The following is a 22,023-nucleotide window of genomic DNA, read 5'->3' as shown; positions in this document are numbered from 1 at the left end:
TTTACATGTATTGTAAACCTTCACACTAATGTGAAGGTCAACTCTGTTTTTTCGCAAAAGAATCTACGTGTTTTAAAAAGACTTGAATAGCTTTAGACGGGATAAAATATTTGCCGCGCACGATGGAGAATGGACGGATTAGCTCTTCGTTCGGAACAGGGATGTGGAATAGTTCTTTTGCTAATAGTTCTTTTCGAACAGTCCAATCTGAAAGGATAGCGATGCCAAGACCGGCTGCAACGGCTTCCTTCACGCTTTGAATACTGCTAAATGTAAAGAAGCGTTTCATTTTTAAATGATGTTGGTGTATAAAGCGATCGCTATAGGCACGTGTGCCAGAGCCGCTCTCCCTTAATACCCAGACTTGGTCTTGCAATGTATTTTCGTTAATTCCCTTGATATGGAGCAATGGGTGGTTTGGCGGGACGACGAGTTTCATTTCATCTTGCATAAAAGTTTCAACATCTACGTCAGCGTATACGACTTGGCCTTCCACTAAGCCGATATCAATTTGATTAGAGCGGAGGCTTTGCAAAACTTCTTCCGTATTGGAGATAAATGTATGAACTTCGACGTGTGCATTTTCATTGGCAAAGCGCGCAAGTATTTTTGGAAGTAAGTATTCGCCAATTGTAAAGCTAGCGCCGATGCGAAGTGTCCCTGTTACGACGTTATGCAGCGCATTAATTTCCTGTTTTGCATCTTCATAAAGTGAAAGCATTTGCTTTGCGTGTATGTATAATATGTTTCCAGCTTCCGTAACTTGGACGTGCTTTGGGGACCGCTGAATAAGTGTAGTCCCAAATTCATTTTCCAGGTTGCGAATGTGCATACTAACGCCAGGTTGTGAAAGGTTTAATAGTTCCGCAGCACGCGAAAAATGTTTTTGTTCAACGACAGTAACAAAAATCTTTAAAATGTCGACGTTCATTTGTTAGGCCCCTTTATTTTTGCTTTTATTTTATCATAAGTATTTCTGATGATAGGGATTCAATATTGATATTAAACTTATTATTAAAACTCTCTTATAATGTAACTAGAAAGAACATGCATGTTCCAATACGATTATTGGGGTGGTACAAAGTGGAACAAACACTTGTTATACAAAAGAAGAAGGGCTTTGGATTTTCGCAAGGTATTGGGATTACGTTATTAATCGCAATCGCCGCGAAATATTTAGCAGAGCTTCCATTTTTAAATATTATGGGACAATTAGTAATCGCTATTCTAATCGGGATGGTTTGGCGCGCGGCAATCGGGATTCCTCAAGAAGCGATAGCGGGAACGAACTTTGCGAGCAAGAAGTTGCTACGCTTTGGGATCATCTTACTTGGAATGCGGTTAAATCTTGTAGATATTGCGAAGGCGGGGCCGAAAGTATTGGTCATCGCAGCGGTTGTTATTACATTTACAATTTTCGTTGTATATGGACTAACGAAAGTATTTAAAGTAGAAAAGAAACTTGGGATTTTAACAGCATGCGGGACGGCGATTTGTGGTGCGGCCGCAGTCGTCGCGATTGCACCGCAAGTGAAAGCGAAAGATGAAGAAACGGCAGTTGGGGCAGCGATTATTGCAATTTTAGGTACAATATTTACACTTATTTATACGCTATTATACCCAGTGCTGGGCTTCTCACCGTACGGTTACGGGGTGTTTTCAGGTGCGACATTGCACGAAATCGCTCACGTTATCGCTGCGGCGGCGCCAGGAGGTAGCACGGCTGTAGACATCGCGGTTATTGTGAAATTAACGCGCGTTGCGATGCTTGTGCCAGTAGCAATTTTAATTGGATTATGGTTTGGTAAGAGTGAAGATAGCGAGGAAAAAAGATCGTGGCGCGACCTTCCAATTCCATGGTTCATCTTTGGATTTTTAGCGATGAGTGCAGTGCATTCGATTGGGATTATCCCAGAAGTTGTTGCTGGATATATTGTAGTCATTGCGTACATGCTTATTGCAATGGCAATGGCAGGACTCGGTTTAAATGTAGAGTTTAAAACGTTCCGCAAATTAGGAAGTAGGGCATTCGTGGCAGGATTGATTGGCTCGGTTTGCTTATCTGTTCTTGGGTACGTTCTTGTATATGCATTAGGATTTATGTAGTAGCAAAGAGGCATCTTATAGATGTCTCTTTTTTTACTTTTTTTGTAAAGATATCTTTACTTGCAATTGGAAAATATTTATAATTAAAGTAAAGATATCTTTACTTTCGAAGGTGGAGCCTATGGGTGTAAAAAATACAATAAAAGAGTTAAGAAAGCAAAATCATATAACGCAAGTTGAAATGGCAAAGGCGATGCAAGTGACGCGACAGACAATTGTGGCGATTGAAAACCATCATTATAACCCGAGTCTAGAGTTATCCTTAAAAATCGCCAAATATTTTGGGATGAAGGTGGAGGAAATATTTACGCTAGAGTAAGGGGAGAAAAAATGAACGATACTAAAAAATTATTTACCGGTGTGACTTTTGGATTGTTTTTGGGAGACATTGTAGTTCATATTATGAATCCGGCTATACCAATTTTATCACTCGTAGTGAGTAACATTTTAGCAATTGCATTTTTGATAGTGTGTGTGTATTACAAAAAGCGTAAGTACAAAAAAGAAGAACTTCCAGATATAGATGAGCGAGTAAATGAAAACATAAAAAGGTATGTAAATGTTTCATTTGTATGCGCGTTTTTATTGCTTATTGTTTATATTGTTGCGAGTAAAGCAATAGGCAGAGCTGTTATACCAGTGCAAGAAATATTTATGATATGTAGTTCCTTATTTGCGGGTAGTCTCATCATAGGAGTAATGGCGGGAAAACGAGCATAACGATAGGAGGAATGAAAATGCAAGATGAGTTTGAGAGATTTCAGTCGGATAAAGCGTTTAAATATGTAGGGTTATTTTTTACGATTAGTTTAGCAATATGGAGTTTGTATAATTTAATTGTTGATGGAAATGCGGGCATGCCGTTTGTTTTATTTGTAATAGGGCAGTGGGTGTATTTTCTTGTGAACTATTGGCCGAAGTGGAAATATAGAAATCAAAAAGAGGCTGATCATGTATGAGTAAACAAGATATTATACGGTTTATAGGAAGTTTATTTTTAGCGGGTCTTGTTTTAAATGTGAGTTTAATGATTTTAAATATTTCGTGGGGAACGATCTTCATATCGAATGTAGCACTAGTCATTTTATATGGTATTTCGGAATATAGAGAACAAAAGCGTTTGAAAGAAGAGGGAGTACCGTCGATTGATGAGCGAGTTGTGAATAAGATAAAGTCGTATTTTACGATTTGTATTACAAGCTTCATTTTCTTGTTCATTATGTATCTTTGTGTAAATAAGTATTTAGATAGGCAAGCAGTACATGTAAATGAGTTATTATATATTGCTATTTTTGGTTTATTAATAAGTATGGCATCGACGAGTGTGTTAGCAACAAGGAATAGATAGAAAAAGGGGAACTGGGATGGGATTACCGGTATTATGTGTCGCTACGGCTATTTTTGCTTTGTTTTGGGGGATGCAAAACTTCTCTCGTAATCCAGTGCCAAGTATTTGTATTATGCTTGGTACTGTAGGTTTATCATATTATTTATTAGTTTCAGCTCATTATCATAAAACAGCAACGAGTGTTGTTGTTGGCGCACTTATTTTATTTTGTGGGCGCTCTATACAAAAGGGATTATTTCCGTAAAAGCTGTTGATACAAAGAGTATAAACAGCTTTTTGTATTTTTTTTACAAAAGTCTTGAAAGTTACGTAACGTCATCTTTTATAATGAAGGGGAAGAGGTGATGGTAGTGATTTCAATACAACAATTGACGAAAGAGACAGGGGTAACAGTACGTACATTACGTTATTATGATCAAATAGATTTATTAAAGCCGAGCGGGAAAACGGAGGGTGGACATCGGTTATATAGTGAAACTGATGTCATTCGACTACAACAAATTTTGTTTTTAAAGGAAATGGGATTTTCATTAAAAGAGGCTGCGAATATGTTAGTAAAAGGTGAGCTTAACTTAAAGGATTCTCTTGAAAAACAACTTCGGTTTGTACAGGAAGAACAAAAGAAATTCAATCGAATGGAGCGTGTTTTACAAGCTGTTGTTTATTCGGTAGATGTGGAAGGAGAACTTGATTGGAAAGTTATGTTTGAACTTATTCAGCTTTCGAAACAGTCGTCTCGTATACGTGAAATATTTCAAAATGAAGTATTTTCAAAGGAAGAACAAAAATTGCTTCATAACTTGCCGAATATGAGTGAAGAGGATCCGAATATTTTAGAATGGGTAGATTTATTAAAGCAATTACGTACTTTTATGAAAGACGGCAAAGAAGCCGTGAGTGATGAGGTACAAGGGGCAACGAAGAGATTAATGCAGAAGTGTTTAGAAATGGCCAATGGTGACGAAGCGTTTTTAGATAAGTTATGGGAAGTTAGAAAATCGAAGGAAGATTCACAGAAAATGAGCATGTATCCAATTGAAGAAGAACTTTTATTATATATGGATGAGGCTTTTCGTATATATGATGAGAAGGAGAGGGATAAATGAGTATACTCGCAGAATATCGTTGGTATTTTTTAATTGGGGCAGAAATTGTATTTTGGTTATCAGCTATCGGTTTCTTTTTACTTCGTTACGGATTCCGTTTGAAAAAGGCGAGTTTTATTATGGGGATTGTACTCCTCGTAAATGAAGTGTTTATTTTAACTTTAGGGGTAGTGGACTATTATCAAACAGGGAAGTTCTCTAATTTTCAAATCATTACGGTAATCATTTTATTATATGCAGTTTTTTATGGGAAAAAGGATTTGAAGAAATTAGATATATATGTACAAAAATTAGTTGCGAAGTGGCGGAATGAACCGGCGCCTATTATCGAAGAACCACTTGAAGTAACAGGGATGACGCATGCGAAGCAGGAAATAAAAAATTGGGTTTTACATCTTATTTTGTTTGTTGCGGTTCATATATTCTTTTTCTTCATGTATGGGCTTATTCCAGTAGAACAGTGGGGAAATTGGTTAGAGTCAGGAATCGTTTTAAATAAAGCAGCAAGCCGTGTAAGCAAAGTGTGGGCTATTATTCTTTTAGCGGATACTGTGATTTCATTTTCATATGTGATTTTTCCGAAGAAGGAGAAAGGAAAAGGGAAGCTACTTTCATAGAGGAAAGTAGCTTTTTGTGAATTTAGTATAGGTTTCTTTTTTGGGTATACAAATAGTTTGTGTGGGAGAGGATGACAGTAGGAAAAAGAGATAGTTGTAAAAGGATTGTTAAAGAGACATGTGAGGTAGATATTGCTTATAGGTTAGTAGAGTACATGAATGAGGAAATGCGTAATGGATATGATTTGTTACATGTGCCTTTAAAATAAAATTTGTAAAGGAAGGAAGTATTTATTCCTTCTTTTTTTATGTATATCTTGTCGAAAATTTTACCGAATATCTGTTCGTTTTTTTAGGTTTTTTATGGGCATTCGTGGTAAAATAATAATACAGATTTTTATGAGGAGGTCGGTTTTTAGTTGGAACATCCATTTGAAATTATCTCAGAGTATTCCCCGCAAGGTGATCAGCCGGGAGCGATAGAGAAGCTTGTAGAGGGAATTAATAGTGGGAAGAAAAAGCAAGTGTTGCTTGGAGCGACAGGAACGGGTAAGACATTTACGATTTCAAATGTCATTAAAGAAGTGCAGAAGCCAACACTTGTAATGGCTCATAATAAAACGTTAGCAGGACAGTTATATAGTGAGCTGAAAGATTTCTTTCCTAACAATTCTGTGGAGTATTTTGTTAGTTATTACGATTATTATCAGCCAGAAGCGTACGTACCACATACGGATACGTTTATTGAAAAAGATGCGCAAATTAACGATGAAATTGATAAATTACGCCACTCGGCAACGTCTTCTTTATTTGAAAGAGATGATGTTATTATCGTTGCGAGTGTTTCGTGCATATACGGTTTAGGTTCTCCGGAAGAATACCGCGAGTTAGTTGTTTCGCTACGAATTGGTATGGAAAAGGACCGCAATCAATTGCTTCGTGAACTTGTTGATGTACAGTATGGACGTAATGATATTGATTTTAAGCGTGGTACATTCCGTGTGCGCGGAGATGTAGTTGAAATCTTCCCCGCATCACTTGATGAGCATTGTATTCGAATTGAATTTTTTGGGGATGAAATAGATCGTATTCGAGAAGTAAATGCATTAACGGGTGAAGTATTAGCAGAACGTGATCATGTAGCAATCTTCCCGGCATCTCACTTCGTTACACGTGAAGAAAAGCTGAAGGTCGCTATTGAAAATATCGAAAAAGAATTAGAAGAGCGTTTAAAAGAATTAAATGATAACGGTAAGTTGTTAGAGGCGCAGCGCATAGAACAGCGAACGCGTTATGATTTAGAAATGATGCGAGAGATGGGCTTTTGTTCAGGGATTGAAAACTATTCCCGTCATTTAACACTTCGTCCAGCAGGTTCAACGCCGTATACGCTTTTAGATTATTTTCCAGAGGATTTCTTAATCGTTATGGATGAGTCGCACGTATCGGTTCCGCAAGTAAGGGCGATGTATAACGGGGACCAAGCACGTAAGCAAGTGCTTGTTGATCATGGATTCCGTCTGCCATCAGCTTTAGATAATAGACCGCTCACGTTTGATGAGTTTGAAGAGAAAACGAATCAAGTTATTTACGTTTCGGCAACGCCAGGACCGTACGAGTTAGAGCAGTCACCGAAAGCAATAGAACAAATTATTCGTCCAACAGGGCTTTTAGATCCACCAATTGATATACGACCAATTGAAGGACAAATAGATGATTTATTAGGAGAAATCCATGACCGGATTGCGAAAAATGAACGTGTATTAATTACGACTTTAACGAAGAAAATGTCAGAGGATTTAACGGACTATTTAAAAGATGTAGGAATTAAAGTGAATTATCTTCACTCTGAAATTAAAACATTAGAGCGTATTGAAATTATCCGTGATCTTCGCCTTGGTAAGTTTGATGTACTTGTCGGTATTAACTTATTACGAGAAGGATTAGATATTCCAGAAGTATCACTTGTAGCTATTTTAGATGCTGATAAGGAAGGGTTCCTACGTTCAGAGCGTTCATTAATTCAAACAATTGGTCGTGCGGCGCGTAATGCAAACGGCCGCGTTATTATGTACGCAGATCGCATAACGAGATCAATGGGAATTGCAATTGAAGAAACACAGCGTCGTCGTAGTATACAAGAAGCTTACAATGAAAAGCATGGTATTACGCCGAAAACGATTCAAAAAGGAGTACGTGACGTTATTCGTGCGACAACAGCAGCTGAGGATACGGAAATATATGAAGCAACACCAGCTAAGAAGATGACGAAAAAAGAACGTGAAAATACAATTGCGAAGATGGAAGCAGAGATGAAAGAAGCAGCAAAGGCATTAGATTTCGAGCGTGCAGCTGAATTAAGAGATTTACTATTAGAATTAAAAGCGGAAGGGTGAAAAGAGTGAGTAAAGATTTTATTGTTGTAAAAGGTGCTAGAGCGCATAATTTAAAAAATATTGACGTAACCATTCCGAGAAATCAGCTTGTTGTTGTGACGGGATTGTCTGGTTCGGGGAAATCATCGTTAGCATTCGATACGATTTATGCAGAAGGACAGCGTAGATACGTGGAATCTTTATCTGCGTATGCGCGCCAGTTTTTAGGGCAAATGGATAAGCCGGATGTTGATATGATTGAAGGTTTATCTCCAGCGATTTCAATTGATCAAAAAACAACGAGTCGTAATCCTCGTTCAACGGTTGGAACGGTAACGGAGATTTATGATTATTTACGTTTATTATTCGCACGAATTGGTACGCCGATTTGTCCGAATCATGGAATTGAAATTACATCACAAACAGTGGAACAGATGGTAGACCGTGTTCTTGAATATCCTGAACGTACGAAGTTGCAAGTGCTAGCGCCTATCGTGTCAGGGCGTAAAGGTGCGCATGCGAAAGTATTAGAAGATATTAAGAAGCAAGGTTATGTTCGTGTGCGCGTTGATGGAGAGATGCTGGATGTATCTGAAGAGATTACTTTAGAAAAAAATAAGAAGCATTCAATTGAAGTTGTTATTGACCGTATTGTTGTGAAAGAAGGAATTGCAAGCCGACTTGCAGATTCACTAGAAAGTGCTTTAAAGCTTGGCGGGGGCCGAGTTTTAATCGATGTAATGGGAGAGGAAGAACTTCTATTTAGTGAACATCATGCTTGTCCACATTGTGGTTTTTCAATCGGAGAATTAGAGCCGCGTATGTTCTCGTTTAATAGTCCGTTCGGCGCGTGTCCTTCTTGTGATGGGCTTGGATCGAAGTTAGAGGTAGATTTAGAACTTGTTATTCCGAACTGGGATGTATCATTAAATGAACATGCGATTGCTCCTTGGGAACCGACAAGTTCACAATATTACCCGCAATTATTAAAATCTGTGTGTAATCATTACGGCATCGATATGGATATGCCGGTGAAAGATATACCGAAGGATTTATTTGATAAAGTGCTGTACGGAAGCGGAGAAGAGAAGCTTTATTTCCGCTATGTGAATGAATTTGGTCAAGTAAAGGAAAATGAGATTTTATTTGAAGGTGTTATCCCGAATATTGAGCGTCGTTATCGTGAGACGAGTTCTGATTATATTCGCGAGCAAATGGAGAAATATATGGCAGAGCAAGCTTGTCCGAAGTGTAAAGGTGGACGCTTAAAGCCTGAGAGTTTAGCTGTTTTCGTTGGTGATAAAACGATTGCCGATGTAACGAAATATTCTGTTCAAGAAGTACAGGAGTTCTTCTCAACTGTTGAGTTAACGGAGAAACAACAAAAAATTGCTCATTTAATTTTAAGAGAAATTCAGGAACGTGTTGGGTTCTTAGTGAACGTCGGTTTAGATTATTTAACGTTAAGTCGTGCCGCAGGAACTTTATCAGGTGGTGAGGCGCAGCGTATTCGTTTAGCGACACAAATTGGTTCTCGCCTTACTGGCGTACTTTACATTCTTGATGAGCCTTCTATCGGTTTGCATCAGCGTGATAATGATCGTCTTATTCGTACATTGCAGGAAATGCGTGATTTAGGAAATACGTTAATTGTTGTTGAGCATGATGAAGATACGATGATGGCTGCTGATTATTTACTTGATATCGGACCTGGTGCAGGTATTCATGGTGGTCAAGTTGTATCAGCAGGTACACCAGCTGAAGTTATGCAAGACGAGAATTCATTAACTGGGAAATATTTAAGCGGTAAAGAGTTTATTCCGGTACCACTTGAAAGACGTAAAGGTGACGGACGTAAAGTGGAGATTGTCGGCGCGAAAGAAAATAACTTAAAGAATGCGAAAATGTCATTCCCTCTAGGAACATTTGTAGCAGTAACAGGCGTATCTGGCTCTGGAAAAAGTACGATAATTAATGAAGTACTATACAAATCATTAGCTCAAAAGCTATATAAAGCGAAAGCAAAGCCAGGGGCTCATAAAGAAATTAAAGGTCTTGAGCAGTTAGATAAAGTGATTGATATTGATCAATCACCAATCGGGCGTACACCACGTTCAAATCCGGCGACATACACTGGCGTATTTGATGATATTCGTGATGTATTTGCGCACACGAATGAAGCGAAAGTACGTGGGTATCAAAAAGGACGTTTCAGCTTTAACGTAAAAGGCGGCCGTTGTGAAGCGTGCCGCGGTGATGGAATTATTAAAATCGAAATGCATTTCTTACCAGACGTGTATGTTCCATGTGAAGTTTGTCACGGTAAACGTTACAACCGTGAAACGTTAGAAGTGAAATATAAAGATAAGAATATTTCTGAAGTGTTAGGGATGACAATTGAAGATGGGGTAGAGTTCTTTGCTAATATCCCGAAAATTAAGCGTAAACTTCAAACTCTTGTAGATGTAGGGCTTGGTTATATGAAATTAGGACAACCAGCTACGACGTTATCAGGTGGTGAGGCGCAGCGTGTGAAATTAGCTTCTGAATTACATCGTCGTTCTACAGGGCGCACGTTATACATTTTAGATGAGCCAACGACTGGCTTACATGCACATGATATTGCACGCCTTCTAGAAGTGTTGCAACGTCTTGTTGAGAGTGGTGAGACGGTACTTGTAATTGAGCATAATTTAGATGTTATTAAAACAGCTGATTATATTATTGACCTTGGACCAGAAGGCGGAGACAAAGGCGGACAAATCGTTGCTTCCGGAACGCCAGAGCAAGTAGTGAAAGAAGAGCGCTCTTATACAGGTAAGTATTTAAAAGAGATTTTAAATCGTGATAAAGCAAGAATGAAAGAGAAAATAAAAGAAGTAGAGTTATCACAATAAGTTGTTAATGAAAGCCGAGTGGGAATTACACTCGGTTTTTATTTCACTAAGGAAAACTAGTAAGGTTGTTAATAGGTATACAAGCATGAAGGGTAGAATAAGTTGATATAAGCGCTCGTATGATACTTGCGTTTATTGTCTATTAGCGTATGATGAAATATATATGTTAAAAGGATGTGTAAGGAAATGAGATGGATTGTATCACTTCTTGTAAATAGCGTTGTGTTAATCGCTGTATCCGGACTTTTAAAAGGGGTTGCACCAGACGCATTTTACATAGCAAATATACAAACTGCAATTATTGCGAGTATTATATTGGCGATTTTAAACGTATTTGTAAAGCCGCTTTTAATCTTAATTACGCTACCGATTACTCTTGTAACTTTCGGTTTCTTCTTAATTGTTATTAATGCGATTACGTTAAAGATGACGGATTCGTTATTAGGGGACGCCTTTAATATATCTGGGTTTGGTGTAGCGATTGTTGCGGCAATTTGTATTTCTATTTTTAATATGATAATTGAAAAAGTAATTGTTGAACCATTACATGAAAAAAAGAGAAAATGACAAAAAGAAAAACATTTCATGATTCATATGAAATGTTTTTTTCTATTTATTAGAAACCGAGTTTCTTGTTTCCAGAAAAAAATGGTACAATATCCGATAGAATGGAATTTTACATCAAATGAGACTGAACCCGCAGCGGAGTGGAGGTTTATACATATGCCGAAAGTAAGGACAAAAGATTTAATTGAACAATTTCAATTGGAGTTAGTAAGTGGTGAAGAAGGGATTCATCGTCCGATTGATACGAGTGATTTATCGCGACCTGGAATTGAAATGGCAGGATTTTTTACATATTATCCAGCTGATCGCGTGCAGCTTCTTGGGAAAACGGAGCTTACGTTCTTTGATACGTTAACGACAGAGCAAAAGCAAGAGAGAATGAAAGCGCTTTGTACTGAGGAGACGCCTTGTATTATTGTAACTCGTAATCAAGATGTACCGGATGAGTTATTACAAGCATCACGAGAATCAGGCGTGCCTTTATTACGTTCTGCTCAAACGACGACGAGATTATCAAGTCGTTTAACAAACTATTTAGAAGGTAAGTTAGCGCCAACAACAGCTGTTCATGGTGTGTTAGTAGATATTTATGGTGTTGGTGTTTTAATTACAGGTCAAAGTGGTGTCGGGAAAAGTGAGACAGCGCTTGAACTTGTAAAGCGTGGTCACCGCCTTGTTGCGGATGATAGCGTAGAAATTCGTCAAGAAGATGAAGATACATTAGTAGGGAGCTCACCTGATTTAATTGAGCACTTATTAGAAATTCGTGGTCTAGGTATCATTAACGTAATGACGTTATTCGGTGCAGGGGCAGTACGAAATTATAAACGTATTACACTTGTTATTAATCTTGAAATTTGGGATCAAAAGAAAAATTATGATCGCTTAGGTCTTGATGAAGAGAAGATGAAGATTATTGATACAGAACTTACGAAGATTACACTTCCAGTTCGTCCTGGTCGAAACTTGGCTGTTATTATTGAAGTAGCAGCGATGAACTTCAGATTAAAACGTATGGGAGTCAATGCGGCACAACAGTTCTCTGAACGATTAATGAGTGCGATTGAGTTAGGAAATCAAGAGTAGACTCTGGAGAGGGAGGTCATATATATGCTGTTAGGTTCTGTACCACAGCTTGACCGTATAGCAGTCCAACTTGGACCGTTCCCTGTTTATTGGTATGGGGTTATTATCGGTACAGGTGTGCTATTAGGTCTTTGGCTAGCAACTCGCGAGGGAGAAAGGCTTGGTATTCACAAAGATACATTTATCGACCTTGTATTAATCGCAGTACCAATTGCCATTCTTTTTGCGAGAATGTATTATGTCATTTTTGAATGGGAATATTATTCGCAAAATCCGAGTCAAATTATTAATATTCGTCAAGGTGGTTTGGCGATTCATGGTGGTTTAATCGGTGCTGTTATTACAGGAATCCTTTTTGCGAAACGACGCGGGCTTTCATTCTGGAAGTTAGCGGATATTGCTGCGCCGAGTATTTTACTAGGACAAGCAATTGGCCGATGGGGAAACTTTATGAACCAAGAGGCGCATGGTGATGAAGTGACGAGACAGTTTTTAGAAGGTCTTCATTTACCAGATTTCATTATTAATCAAATGTACATTGATGGTGTGTATTATCACCCAACGTTTTTATATGAATCATTATGGAACTTTGCAGGTGTTATTTTACTACTCGCGTTACGAAAAGTGAATTTACGCCGTGGTGAATTATTCTTCACATATTTAATTTGGTATTCAGTGGGACGCTTCTTCGTAGAAGGTTTGCGTACAGATAGTTTAATGTTAGGACCACTTCGTATTGCACAAGTAATGTCTATTGGAATTGTTGTTATTTCTATCATTTTCATTATTGTGAGACGAAAAATGGGGCAAGCTGATAAAAGATATTTAGAAAATTAGAGAAAAGTAGCATCTTATATAAGATGCTGCTTCTTTCATATTCAGGTAATGAAAGGATTAAGGACGATGAAAATAAATACAGTGTTATTTGATTTAGATGGAACGTTAATTAATACAAATGAACTTATTATCTCTTCTTTTTTACATACGTTAAATCACTATTATTCTAATCAGTATAAGCGTGAAGATGTATTGCCATTTATCGGTCCATCTTTGCATGATACTTTTAGTAAAATTGATGCAAGTAAGGTTGAAGAGATGATTACATGTTATCGTCAATTTAATCATGAGCATCATGATGAATTAGTGGAAGAGTATGAAACTGTATATGAAACGGTTCAAGAATTGAAGAAGCAAGGTTATAAGATCGGCATCGTTACAACGAAAGCGAGACAGACGGTTGAAATGGGATTAAAGATTTCGAAACTTGATCAGTTTTTTGATGTTGTCGTGACGATTGATGATGTGGAACATGTGAAACCACATCCAGAACCACTTCAAAAAGCACTCGAATTATTAGATGCAAAGCCAGAAGAAACATTGATGGTTGGTGATAATCATCATGATATCGTCGGTGGACAAAATGCAGGTACGAAAACAGTAGCGGTTTCATGGACATTGAAAGGTAGAGCGTATTTAGAAGCGTATAAACCAGATTATGTGCTAGATAAAATGAGTGATTTACTACCGATTTTGTCCCGCATTAACGGGTAGTAAGATTCCTGCCGGTTAAAGTGTCACTTTATATAAGTAGAGGAGAGAGTTCAGTGCGACGGACAACGCGCTATCCTGTTTCAGGAGAAAATTCATTGTGGAATGTGTATAAAACAGTTTCTTTTTGGAAGGTAATGAAAAACTTTATTATCATCCAAATCGCACGTTACACGCCATTTTTATCCGTAAAGAATTGGTTATATCGCACGTTTTTACGGATGGAAGTAGGAAAGAAAACGTCGTTTGCACTTATGGTAATGCCAGATATTATGTTTCCAGAAAAGATTACTGTGGGAGACAATTCAATTATCGGCTATAATACAACGCTTTTAGCGCATGAATATTTAATTCGTGAGTATCGACTCGGAGAAATCGTCATAGGGAATGAAGTTATGATTGGAGCGAATACGACAATTTTACCAGGTGTGACAATTGGAGATGGAGCTATCGTTTCTGCAGGCACACTTGTCCATAAAGATGTACCAGGCGGCGCTTTCGTAGGCGGAAATCCGATGCGTATTATTTATACGAAAGAGGAAATGGCCACTAGAGAAGGTTGATGTTAAAAATGTAACATTTCCCTTCTGTTTTTATGAATAAAAAGGAAATAATTGATTATAATATACTGTTTTGTTTTTTACGGAATCGTTTATACTTATAGATAGAAGAATGTGTGAACGAAGAAAACAAAAAACTGGAGGATATATGGGGAAAAATCAAAGAATATATAAGGAGAACGGACAAGTTATCTCTTTTAATCAGTTAGCGGACTTCTTTTATAAAAAAGGGATGAGGGCTTATAAAGGGCAAAAATTGCAAGATGCAATTAAATATTTTCGAAGAGCAGCACAAAGCGAAAAGGAGCCGTTTATTTTATGCCAACTAGCAATAGCATTATCTGAATCTGGTGAATATCAAGAGTCGAATCAGATATTTCTAAAGCTTGTTAGATCCAATCCTGAACTTGAGCAATGCTATTATTTTATTTCAAATAATTATGCATATATGGGCTTGTTTCAACAGGCGAAGAAGTATGCAGAGCGATATTTAGAAGTTGCGGAAGAGAAGGAATTTGTAAAAGATACATTAGAATTGCTTGAGATTATGGAAGAAGATGCAATGGGTGCGGAAGAGATTGAGGATGAAGATGAGCTAATTGTTATGCAAGAAGAAGCGAACCGCTACATTCGTAACGGACAATTAGAAGAGGCGATTGCTACACTAGAAGTTGTTACGAAAGAATATCCAGAATTTTGGTCAGGACATAATAATTTAGCGATTGCACATTTTCAATCAGGGAATGTAGATCAAGCGCTTAAGTTAACAGAAATGATTTTAGAGAAAAATCCTGGTAATATGCATGCGCTTTGTAATACGCTTATTTTTCTATATTCAATTGGAGAGCATAAGCAAGTAGAGTCATTAGCGGGGCAGTTAGTTTCGGTATATCCAATTTCATTTGAGCATCGTTTGAAACTTGGAACAACACTTGCAACAATTGGTCATTTTGAACCTGCATATAAATGGTTCAAAGTATTAAAGCGTCAAGGGTATGAAGGAGACGTCAGTTTTTATTACTGGTTTGCATACTCTGCGTATATGGTGAAGGAACAGCAAGTAGCTGAAAAAATGTGGCAACATGTTGTAGAATTGCATCCTGATAAAAAAGGAAAAGAACCGTGGAATGCACTGAATTTAGCAGATGAAGGACAAAATCTTTTATTTGAAGAGTTACGAAAATCATTTCAGCAAAGTACGACGCTAGAAGAGAAAATGCTAGCTTTATATTTAATGAATGAATTGTCAACACCAGAGAAGGTTGGATTCTTCTTTGATGTAACGCAAGCGAAAAATGGTGTTCCAATCGTATCGCAACTTGCAAAATATTTCTTTTTACTTAATAGTCATAAAAGTATCCCAGCTGATTTACAGCAATTTGAACAGTGCGTACGAATCGCGGATGCATTATACAATTATACGAAAAAAGACGATGAATTAATCGAAGAGTGTTTAAATTTTTGGTTTTGCACGTTCATACGTTTATATACATCTGGAGCGACTTTTACAAATGTGTACGGTTGGTCAGCGGCAATTGAATACATTGTGCGCGGCGAACAAAGAAATAAGATGACACAGGCAGAGCTTGGTGATGTATATAATGTATCTGTAGCGACTGTACGAAAGTATGTGCAGGCTGTTAAGCGCACGCACACGTAGGGTAGGCAAATCATTGGGAAAAAAATGATGCTAACAGTATAATGAGGGTAACTTAATGTGTATGAATGAATGGGAGTGAATAGTGTGTCAGAAGAAAAAATTTATGATGTCATTATTATTGGTGCAGGACCAGCTGGTATGACAGCTGCGGTATATACATCTCGTGCGAATTTAAGCACACTGATGCTTGAGCGTGGTATCCCAGGTGGACAAATGGCAAATACAGAAGATGTAGAGAACTATCCAGGTTATGAGTCTATTTTAGGACCAGACTTATCAAATAAAATGTTTGAGCATGCGAAGAAATTTGGTGCTGAATATGCATACGGTGATGTGAAAGCAATCATCGATGGTAAAGAGTACAAAACAATTATTGCTGGTAAAAAAGAATATAAAGCACGTGCAATTATCGTTGCAAGCGGTGCAGAGTATAAAAAAATTGGTGTGCCAGGTGAAACAGAACTTGGCGGCCGCGGTGTATCATATTGTGCAGTATGTGATGGTGCATTCTTTAAAGGGAAAGAACTTGTTGTTATTGGCGGCGGAGATTCTGCTGTTGAAGAGGGTGTATTCTTAACACGCTTCGCATCAAAAGTAACGATCGTTCACCGTCGTGACACTCTTCGTGCACAGAAAATTTTACAAGATCGTGCTTTCAAAAATGAGAAAGTAGATTTCATTTGGAATCACACTATAAAAGAAATTAACGATGCAAATGGTAAAGTAGGAAGCGTAACACTTGTAGATGTAAACAGCGGAGAAGAACAAGAAGTTAAAACTGACGGCGTTTTCATATACATCGGTATGTTACCATTATCAAAACCGTTTGTTGAGCTAGGTATTACAAATGAAAATGGTTATGTTGAAACGAACGAGCGTATGGAAACGAAAGTTCCTGGTATTTTCGCAGCTGGTGATGTTCGTGAAAAAATGCTTCGTCAAATTGTAACGGCAACAGGCGATGGTAGTATTGCAGCGCAGAGTGCACAGCATTATATAGAAGAGTTAGTAGAGGAACTAAAGACTGTAACAGAAAAATAAGGGTGTTTTTTCCTTTTTGGAAGAAAGCGACCGATAGGTGGCTTTCTTTTTTTTGTTCAAATGTCAAACTTTTGTCAAAAATAATTAAGAATATAGTGTTTCTTATTGTTATACTAGAATTTACGGGAAAAATCACTATAAGAAATGAGGAATTTATTCAGTATGGAATGGCGTAATATATATCGTGGATTTTGTATGGGCGTTAGTGATTTAATTCCTGGTGTGAGCGGCGGAACAATCGCTGTTGTGTTGGGGATTTATGAACAATTGCTCGCAGCAATTAGCGGATTCTTTAGTCGTGAATGGAAAAAACATTTAGCGTTTTTAATCCCACTTGCAGCTGGTGTAGCGGCAGCTTTTCTAACGTTAAGTCATGTTATTAAATATTTATTAGCAAATCATTATGAACCGACTCAATTTTTCTTCCTCGGTTTAATTATTAGTATATTACCGATGTTAATGAGAGAAGCTGATGCAAAGGCAACGTTTAAAGGTAGTCATATTGCCTTATTAATAATTGCAGCAATTCTTGTTGCAATAACAGCATTCTTTAAACCAGATAAGGCAGCTGATCCGATTACGACGTTAACAATTTTAAATGCAATTGGTTTATTTTTCGCAGGATGGATGGCTAGTATGGCTATGCTTCTTCCTGGAATTAGTGGATCGTTTATTTTATTAATTATTGGTGTGTATCCGACAGCAATTAACGCTTTAACTACACTCAATTTACCGTTAATCGTAGTTATCGGTGCCGGCGTGATGGCCGGATTTGTTGTAAGTAGTAAAGGAATTAGTTATTTGTTAGATCGTTATAAAAGTATGACATTTGCGGCAATTATTGGGCTCGTTATCGGGTCGATTGTCATTGTGTTCCCTGGCATTCCGACTGGTGGAATTTCAATTGTAAGTTCAATTATTACTTTTATTTTAGGATTTGCGGTTGTTACTTATTTCGGTAAGAAATAAGTGTTTTAATCCCCTTAACGATAAAAATCGTTAAGGGGATTTTTATGTGCTATTCATGGGAAGTAAGGTATTTTGATTGCTTGCTATAGAAAGAATTTTTACAATTGCTTAGCGAAAGGGGACTGGCACCTTCGTTGTAGCAAACTGTTTTTGATAGTATAATGAAATGAGTATGCAGTGAGAAATTTTGCTGCAAGTAGCTGAGGTGAAGAAACATGCAAAGAGTGACAAACTGTGTGTTAATTAGAGATAATGAAGTACTCTTACTCCAAAAACCTCGCCGAAATTGGTGGGTTGCACCGGGCGGGAAAATGGAGCGTGGTGAGACAGTAAGAGATTCCGTTGTTCGCGAGTATCGTGAAGAAACAGGTATCTATTTAAAGAATCCAGCATTAAAAGGGGTCTTCACTTTTGTCATCCAAGAAGGTGATAAAGTTGTTTCTGAATGGATGATGTTCTCCTTTTTAGCAACAGATTTTGCAGGAGAAAACAAATTAGAGAGCGAAGAAGGCATCATTGGTTGGCATACATTTGATAAAATTGATGATTTAGCAATGGCACCAGGAGATTATCACATTATTGATTATTTAATTAAAGGGAATGGTATAATCTACGGTACATTTGTATATACCCCAGATTTTGAGTTGCTTTCATATCGATTAGATCCGAGTTAAACCTGCAAGGAGAGGATACGATGACAGAGAATAATGATATAAAAATGGTAATTATTACAGGGATGTCTGGAGCTGGAAAGACGGTAGCGTTACAAAGTTTCGAAGATTTAGGATATTTTTGTGTAGATAATTTACCACCGATGTTATTGCCGAAGTTTATTGAACTTATGGCAGATTCAAAAGGAAAAATGAATAAAGTGGCACTCGGTATTGATTTACGTGGCCGAGAGTTTTTTGAATATTTATGGGGAGCGCTTGATGATTTATCAGAACGTACATGGATTATTCCTCATATTTTATTTTTAGATGCGAAAGATAGCACACTTGTAACTCGTTATAAAGAAACGAGACGTTCGCATCCACTTGCGCCAACTGGCTTGCCGTTAAAGGGAATTGAAGCTGAGCGTGGTCTCTTAACTGATATGAAGGCACGAGCGAATATTGTGCTTGATACATCTGATTTGAAACCGAAAGAATTACGAGAAAAAATTGTTCACTTATTCTCAACAGAAACTGAGCAAGCATTTCGTGTAAATGTTATGTCATTTGGATTTAAGTACGGAATTCCAATTGATGCTGATTTAGTATTTGATGTTCGCTTTTTACCAAATCCATATTATATTCCACATATGAAGCCATTAACAGGACTGGATGAAGAAGTTTCGTCGTATGTGTTGAAATTTAATGAAACACATAAGTTTTTAGAGAAATTGACGGATCTTATCACTTTCATGCTGCCTCATTATAAAAGAGAAGGTAAGAGTCAACTTGTAATTGCGATTGGATGTACAGGTGGGCAACATCGTTCTGTTACGCTTACAGAGTACCTTGGGAAACATTTGAAACCAGAGTATAGCGTTCATGTATCTCATCGTGATGTGGAGAAGAGAAAGGGCCATTAGGGGATGAAAAAAGAGAGAAAACCTAAAATTGTTATCATGGGAGGTGGAACTGGACTTTCTGTTTTATTAAGGGGATTAAAACAATATCCTGTTGATATTACAGCAGTTGTAACAGTAGCCGACGATGGAGGCAGTTCAGGTAGACTACGTGATGAGCTAGAAATTCCACCTCCAGGTGATATTCGTAACGTACTTGTTGCGTTATCGGATGTAGAACCATTAGTGGAGGCTTTATTTCAGCACCGTTTTACAACTGGAGACGGACTGAAAGGGCATGCGTTAGGAAATTTATTGTTGGCAGGTATGACTTCGATTACAGGAGACTTTTACCACGCGATTACGGAAACGAGTAAAGTATTAAATGTCAGAGGACGTGTATTACCAGCAGCGAATCAAAGTGCGGTACTTCATGCAGAATTAGAAGATGGAGAAATTGTAACAGGTGAATCAAAGATTCCTCATTTCGGGAAGAAGATTAATCGTGTCTTTTTAACTCCAGAAGATGTAGAACCGTTATGTGAAACGTTGACGGAAATTAAACGAGCTGATTTGCTTGTTTTCGGTCCAGGAAGTCTGTACACAAGTATATTACCGAATTTAGTTGTTAACAAAATTGGAGACGCTGTTCTTGCTGCAAAAGCGAAGAAGGTATATGTATGTAATGTTATGACGCAAGCGGGCGAAACGAAGGGTTATACTGCGTTTGATCATGTGCAGGCGTTACATGATCATTTAGGTAAACCATTTATCGACACTGCGATTGTAAATAATCGTGATATTCCTCATGAATTACGTAAGTTATATGAGGAAGAGATGTCGGAACCAGTTGCACTGGATACAAATCGTTTTGCTGAACATAATATCGAAATCATTCAAGATAGATTAGCGAAATATGATGAGCGTGTTGTAAGGCATGATACATTAAAGTTAGCTTCTATTTTATATTCATTGTTATAAATGTGCGTTGCCTCGTTTGAGGTAACGCTCCTCATTCATATAGGACAAGATTTTTGTTCCAAAGTAATAGTATAAGGAGGTGTTGACTGTGTCATTTGCATCAGAAACAAAGAAAGAGTTGACCAACCTTGAAATGAAGGAATGCTGTGAGAAATCGGAATTATCGGCGTTGCTTCGAATGAACGGATCGCTTTCTTTTTCAAACCGTCGCCTATCTATCGATATTCAAACGGAAAATGCAGCAATTGCAAGAAGGATTTATACGCTTTTGAAAAAAGGATATGATGTGACGGTAGAATTACTTGTTCGTAAAAAAATGCGATTGAAGAAAAATAATGTATATATCGTGCGGCTTGTTGAGAAGTCTCGCGAAATATTAGCAGATCTTCACATTGTTCGAGATGACTTTTCGTTTATTCGAAATATATCGCAGGAATTAATCGAGAAGAAATGTTGTAAACGATCGTATTTACGCGGTGCATTTTTAGCAGGTGGTTCAGTAAATAACCCAGAAACATCATCTTATCATTTAGAGATCTTTTCGTTATATAAGGAACATAATGATTCTATATGTGAACTGATGAACGGATTTGATTTAAATAGTAAGACGTTGGAAAGAAGAAAAGGGTACATTACGTATTTGAAAGAAGCTGAAAAAATTACAGAGTTTTTAAATATTATAGGTGCTCATAATGCACTTTTAAGATTTGAAGATATTCGAATTGTTCGCGATATGCGTAATTCAGTAAATCGTTTAGTTAACTGCGAAACAGCTAATTTAAATAAAACAATTGGTGCAGCGCTAAGGCAAATTGAGAACATCCGCTATATTGATGAGACGGTTGGGCTTGATATTTTGCCAGATAAATTAAGAGAAATTGCACAGTTACGAAGAGATTATCAAGATGTAACATTGAAAGAGTTAGGTGAGATGGTATCCGGGGGGAAAATTAGTAAATCGGGTATTAATCATCGTTTGCGTAAAATCGATGAAATTGCAGAGAAATTACGCGCGGGGGAAACAGTAGCAAAAAAATAAAAGGTTAAAGGGGAAATGGAGCTGTGGTTCAAAAACTGGTTAAAGTGGCATTAAAAAACGGCTTACAAGCACGGCCGGCTGCGTTGTTTGTACAAGAGGCAAATCGCTTTCATGCGGATATCTTCATCGAGAAAGATGGAAAGACAGTGAATGCAAAGAGCATAATGGGGATTATGAGCTTAGCAATCGGAACTGGTAGCATGATTACAATCACAACAGAAGGTTCAGATGCAGAAGAGGCTTTGGAAGCATTAACTGCATATGTACAATAAAGGGTTATCGCGAATGTGCGATAGCTTTTTTTATTTTTCTGTTTGTGGGGTGAGTCGAGTTTGAGTGGTGGGGGTATGTGATACCCTTGTACATAATAAAAAAAGCGCCCTGTAATAGGGCGCTTCCGCTTTTAGTTGTATCCAGCTCCAGCGGCTAGAATGGTCGGTGGCTTCGCTTCTTCCGTCGAGGTAAAAAGCACCTCTTTGTCAGAAGCTCCATCCCCCTCTCATTCTGAACGAGCCGCTTCCGCTTTTAGATGTATCCAGCTCCAGCGGCTAGAACAGTCGGTCGTTTCACCCCTTCATTCGAGGCAAAAAGCGCCTCGGAATCAGGGGCTCCAACGCCCTGCGATTCTGAA

General features: G+C 37.8%; 24 protein-coding genes. 23 read left to right on the top strand and 1 reads right to left on the bottom strand.

Features of this window, described 5'->3' with window-relative positions:
* Positions 1 to 37: 37 nt before the first annotated feature.
* Positions 38 to 931 (bottom strand): LysR family transcriptional regulator, encoded by an 894-nt coding sequence (locus tag MR155_RS13405; RefSeq protein WP_012261980.1) that lies wholly within the window; start codon positions 929 to 931, stop codon positions 38 to 40.
* Between the two features lie 152 nt (positions 932 to 1,083).
* Here MR155_RS13405 and MR155_RS13400 point away from each other — a divergent pair, with 152 nt between their 5' ends.
* The 23 genes from MR155_RS13400 to MR155_RS13290 all read left to right on the top strand — a co-directional run bounded on the left by MR155_RS13400 (position 1,084) and on the right by MR155_RS13290 (position 21,664).
* The gene (locus MR155_RS13400) at positions 1,084 to 2,106 is read left to right on the top strand and encodes a YeiH family protein (RefSeq protein ID WP_219300926.1); all 1,023 of its coding nucleotides are present in this window, start codon (positions 1,084 to 1,086) and stop codon (positions 2,104 to 2,106) included.
* A gap of 121 nt (positions 2,107 to 2,227) precedes the next feature.
* The gene (locus tag MR155_RS13395) at positions 2,228 to 2,425 is read left to right on the top strand and encodes a helix-turn-helix transcriptional regulator (RefSeq protein ID WP_002143740.1); all 198 of its coding nucleotides are present in this window, start codon (positions 2,228 to 2,230) and stop codon (positions 2,423 to 2,425) included.
* An 11-nt stretch (positions 2,426 to 2,436) separates the two neighbouring features.
* Positions 2,437 to 2,826, top strand: a complete 390-nt coding sequence (locus MR155_RS13390; protein ID WP_215587063.1) for a hypothetical protein — start codon at positions 2,437 to 2,439, stop codon at positions 2,824 to 2,826.
* 17 nt (positions 2,827 to 2,843) lie between these two features.
* Positions 2,844 to 3,065: a hypothetical protein gene (locus MR155_RS13385; protein ID WP_088064793.1), complete on the top strand. Its 222-nt coding sequence runs from the start codon at positions 2,844 to 2,846 to the stop codon at positions 3,063 to 3,065.
* Positions 3,062 to 3,454 (top strand): ATPase, encoded by a 393-nt coding sequence (locus MR155_RS13380; protein ID WP_219300928.1) that lies wholly within the window; start codon positions 3,062 to 3,064, stop codon positions 3,452 to 3,454. The genes MR155_RS13385 and MR155_RS13380 overlap by 4 nt, the downstream gene beginning before the upstream one ends.
* A 16-nt stretch (positions 3,455 to 3,470) precedes the next feature.
* A complete protein-coding gene (locus MR155_RS13375; protein ID WP_242310144.1) occupies positions 3,471 to 3,698 on the top strand; it encodes a hypothetical protein in 228 nt (75 codons plus the stop codon).
* 100 nt (positions 3,699 to 3,798) lie between these two features.
* The gene (locus MR155_RS13370) at positions 3,799 to 4,560 is read left to right on the top strand and encodes a MerR family transcriptional regulator (protein WP_242310140.1); all 762 of its coding nucleotides are present in this window, start codon (positions 3,799 to 3,801) and stop codon (positions 4,558 to 4,560) included.
* Complete coding sequence (locus tag MR155_RS13365; RefSeq protein ID WP_242310138.1) at positions 4,557 to 5,177, top strand: hypothetical protein; 621 nt, start codon at positions 4,557 to 4,559, stop codon at positions 5,175 to 5,177. Before MR155_RS13370 ends, MR155_RS13365 begins: the two co-directional genes overlap by 4 nt.
* A 359-nt stretch (positions 5,178 to 5,536) precedes the next feature.
* Positions 5,537 to 7,513: an excinuclease ABC subunit B gene (uvrB, locus tag MR155_RS13360; RefSeq protein ID WP_242310135.1), complete on the top strand. Its 1,977-nt coding sequence runs from the start codon at positions 5,537 to 5,539 to the stop codon at positions 7,511 to 7,513.
* A 5-nt stretch (positions 7,514 to 7,518) separates the two neighbouring features.
* Positions 7,519 to 10,389, top strand: a complete 2,871-nt coding sequence (uvrA, locus tag MR155_RS13355) for an excinuclease ABC subunit UvrA (protein ID WP_098167525.1) — start codon at positions 7,519 to 7,521, stop codon at positions 10,387 to 10,389.
* Between the two features lie 186 nt (positions 10,390 to 10,575).
* The gene (locus tag MR155_RS13350; RefSeq protein WP_002089574.1) at positions 10,576 to 10,956 is read left to right on the top strand and encodes a phage holin family protein; all 381 of its coding nucleotides are present in this window, start codon (positions 10,576 to 10,578) and stop codon (positions 10,954 to 10,956) included.
* 156 nt (positions 10,957 to 11,112) lie between these two features.
* On the top strand, positions 11,113 to 12,042 hold the full coding sequence (gene hprK, locus MR155_RS13345; RefSeq protein WP_002016091.1) for an HPr(Ser) kinase/phosphatase: 930 nt from the start codon (positions 11,113 to 11,115) through the stop codon (positions 12,040 to 12,042).
* Between the two features lie 24 nt (positions 12,043 to 12,066).
* Complete coding sequence (gene lgt, locus MR155_RS13340) at positions 12,067 to 12,879, top strand: prolipoprotein diacylglyceryl transferase (protein WP_002034719.1); 813 nt, start codon at positions 12,067 to 12,069, stop codon at positions 12,877 to 12,879.
* A 66-nt stretch (positions 12,880 to 12,945) separates the two neighbouring features.
* Positions 12,946 to 13,593 carry a pyrophosphatase PpaX gene (gene ppaX, locus MR155_RS13335; protein WP_242310133.1) on the top strand — a complete coding sequence of 216 codons (648 nt, stop codon included), beginning with the start codon at positions 12,946 to 12,948 and terminating at the stop codon, positions 13,591 to 13,593.
* Positions 13,594 to 13,646: 53 nt separating this feature from the next.
* Positions 13,647 to 14,153 carry an acyltransferase gene (locus MR155_RS13330; RefSeq protein WP_002139159.1) on the top strand — a complete coding sequence of 169 codons (507 nt, stop codon included), beginning with the start codon at positions 13,647 to 13,649 and terminating at the stop codon, positions 14,151 to 14,153.
* Between the two features lie 145 nt (positions 14,154 to 14,298).
* Positions 14,299 to 15,810 (top strand): tetratricopeptide repeat protein, encoded by a 1,512-nt coding sequence (locus MR155_RS13325; protein ID WP_113936266.1) that lies wholly within the window; start codon positions 14,299 to 14,301, stop codon positions 15,808 to 15,810.
* 84 nt (positions 15,811 to 15,894) lie between these two features.
* Entirely contained in the window at positions 15,895 to 16,851 is a 957-nt protein-coding gene (gene trxB / locus MR155_RS13320) for a thioredoxin-disulfide reductase (protein WP_242310130.1), read from the top strand.
* Positions 16,852 to 17,013: 162 nt separating this feature from the next.
* On the top strand, positions 17,014 to 17,820 hold the full coding sequence (locus MR155_RS13315) for a DUF368 domain-containing protein (protein WP_002016085.1): 807 nt from the start codon (positions 17,014 to 17,016) through the stop codon (positions 17,818 to 17,820).
* 215 nt (positions 17,821 to 18,035) lie between these two features.
* Positions 18,036 to 18,494, top strand: a complete 459-nt coding sequence (locus tag MR155_RS13310) for an NUDIX hydrolase (protein WP_001190080.1) — start codon at positions 18,036 to 18,038, stop codon at positions 18,492 to 18,494.
* Between the two features lie 20 nt (positions 18,495 to 18,514).
* Positions 18,515 to 19,396: an RNase adapter RapZ gene (gene rapZ / locus MR155_RS13305; RefSeq protein WP_002016084.1), complete on the top strand. Its 882-nt coding sequence runs from the start codon at positions 18,515 to 18,517 to the stop codon at positions 19,394 to 19,396.
* A 3-nt stretch (positions 19,397 to 19,399) separates the two neighbouring features.
* Positions 19,400 to 20,353 (top strand): gluconeogenesis factor YvcK family protein, encoded by a 954-nt coding sequence (locus MR155_RS13300; RefSeq protein WP_113936267.1) that lies wholly within the window; start codon positions 19,400 to 19,402, stop codon positions 20,351 to 20,353.
* An 88-nt stretch (positions 20,354 to 20,441) separates the two neighbouring features.
* On the top strand, positions 20,442 to 21,392 hold the full coding sequence (gene whiA / locus MR155_RS13295) for a DNA-binding protein WhiA (RefSeq protein ID WP_002016082.1): 951 nt from the start codon (positions 20,442 to 20,444) through the stop codon (positions 21,390 to 21,392).
* A 23-nt stretch (positions 21,393 to 21,415) separates the two neighbouring features.
* Positions 21,416 to 21,664 carry an HPr family phosphocarrier protein gene (locus MR155_RS13290; RefSeq protein ID WP_002016081.1) on the top strand — a complete coding sequence of 83 codons (249 nt, stop codon included), beginning with the start codon at positions 21,416 to 21,418 and terminating at the stop codon, positions 21,662 to 21,664.
* Positions 21,665 to 22,023 lie beyond the last annotated feature (359 nt).

Origin of the sequence: Bacillus cereus group sp. BfR-BA-01331 (assembly GCF_022663915.1) — a bacterium.
GTDB classification, from domain to species: Bacteria; Bacillota; Bacilli; order Bacillales; family Bacillaceae_G; genus Bacillus_A; species Bacillus_A mycoides.
This window is presented reverse-complemented; position numbering and strand designations above follow the sequence as displayed.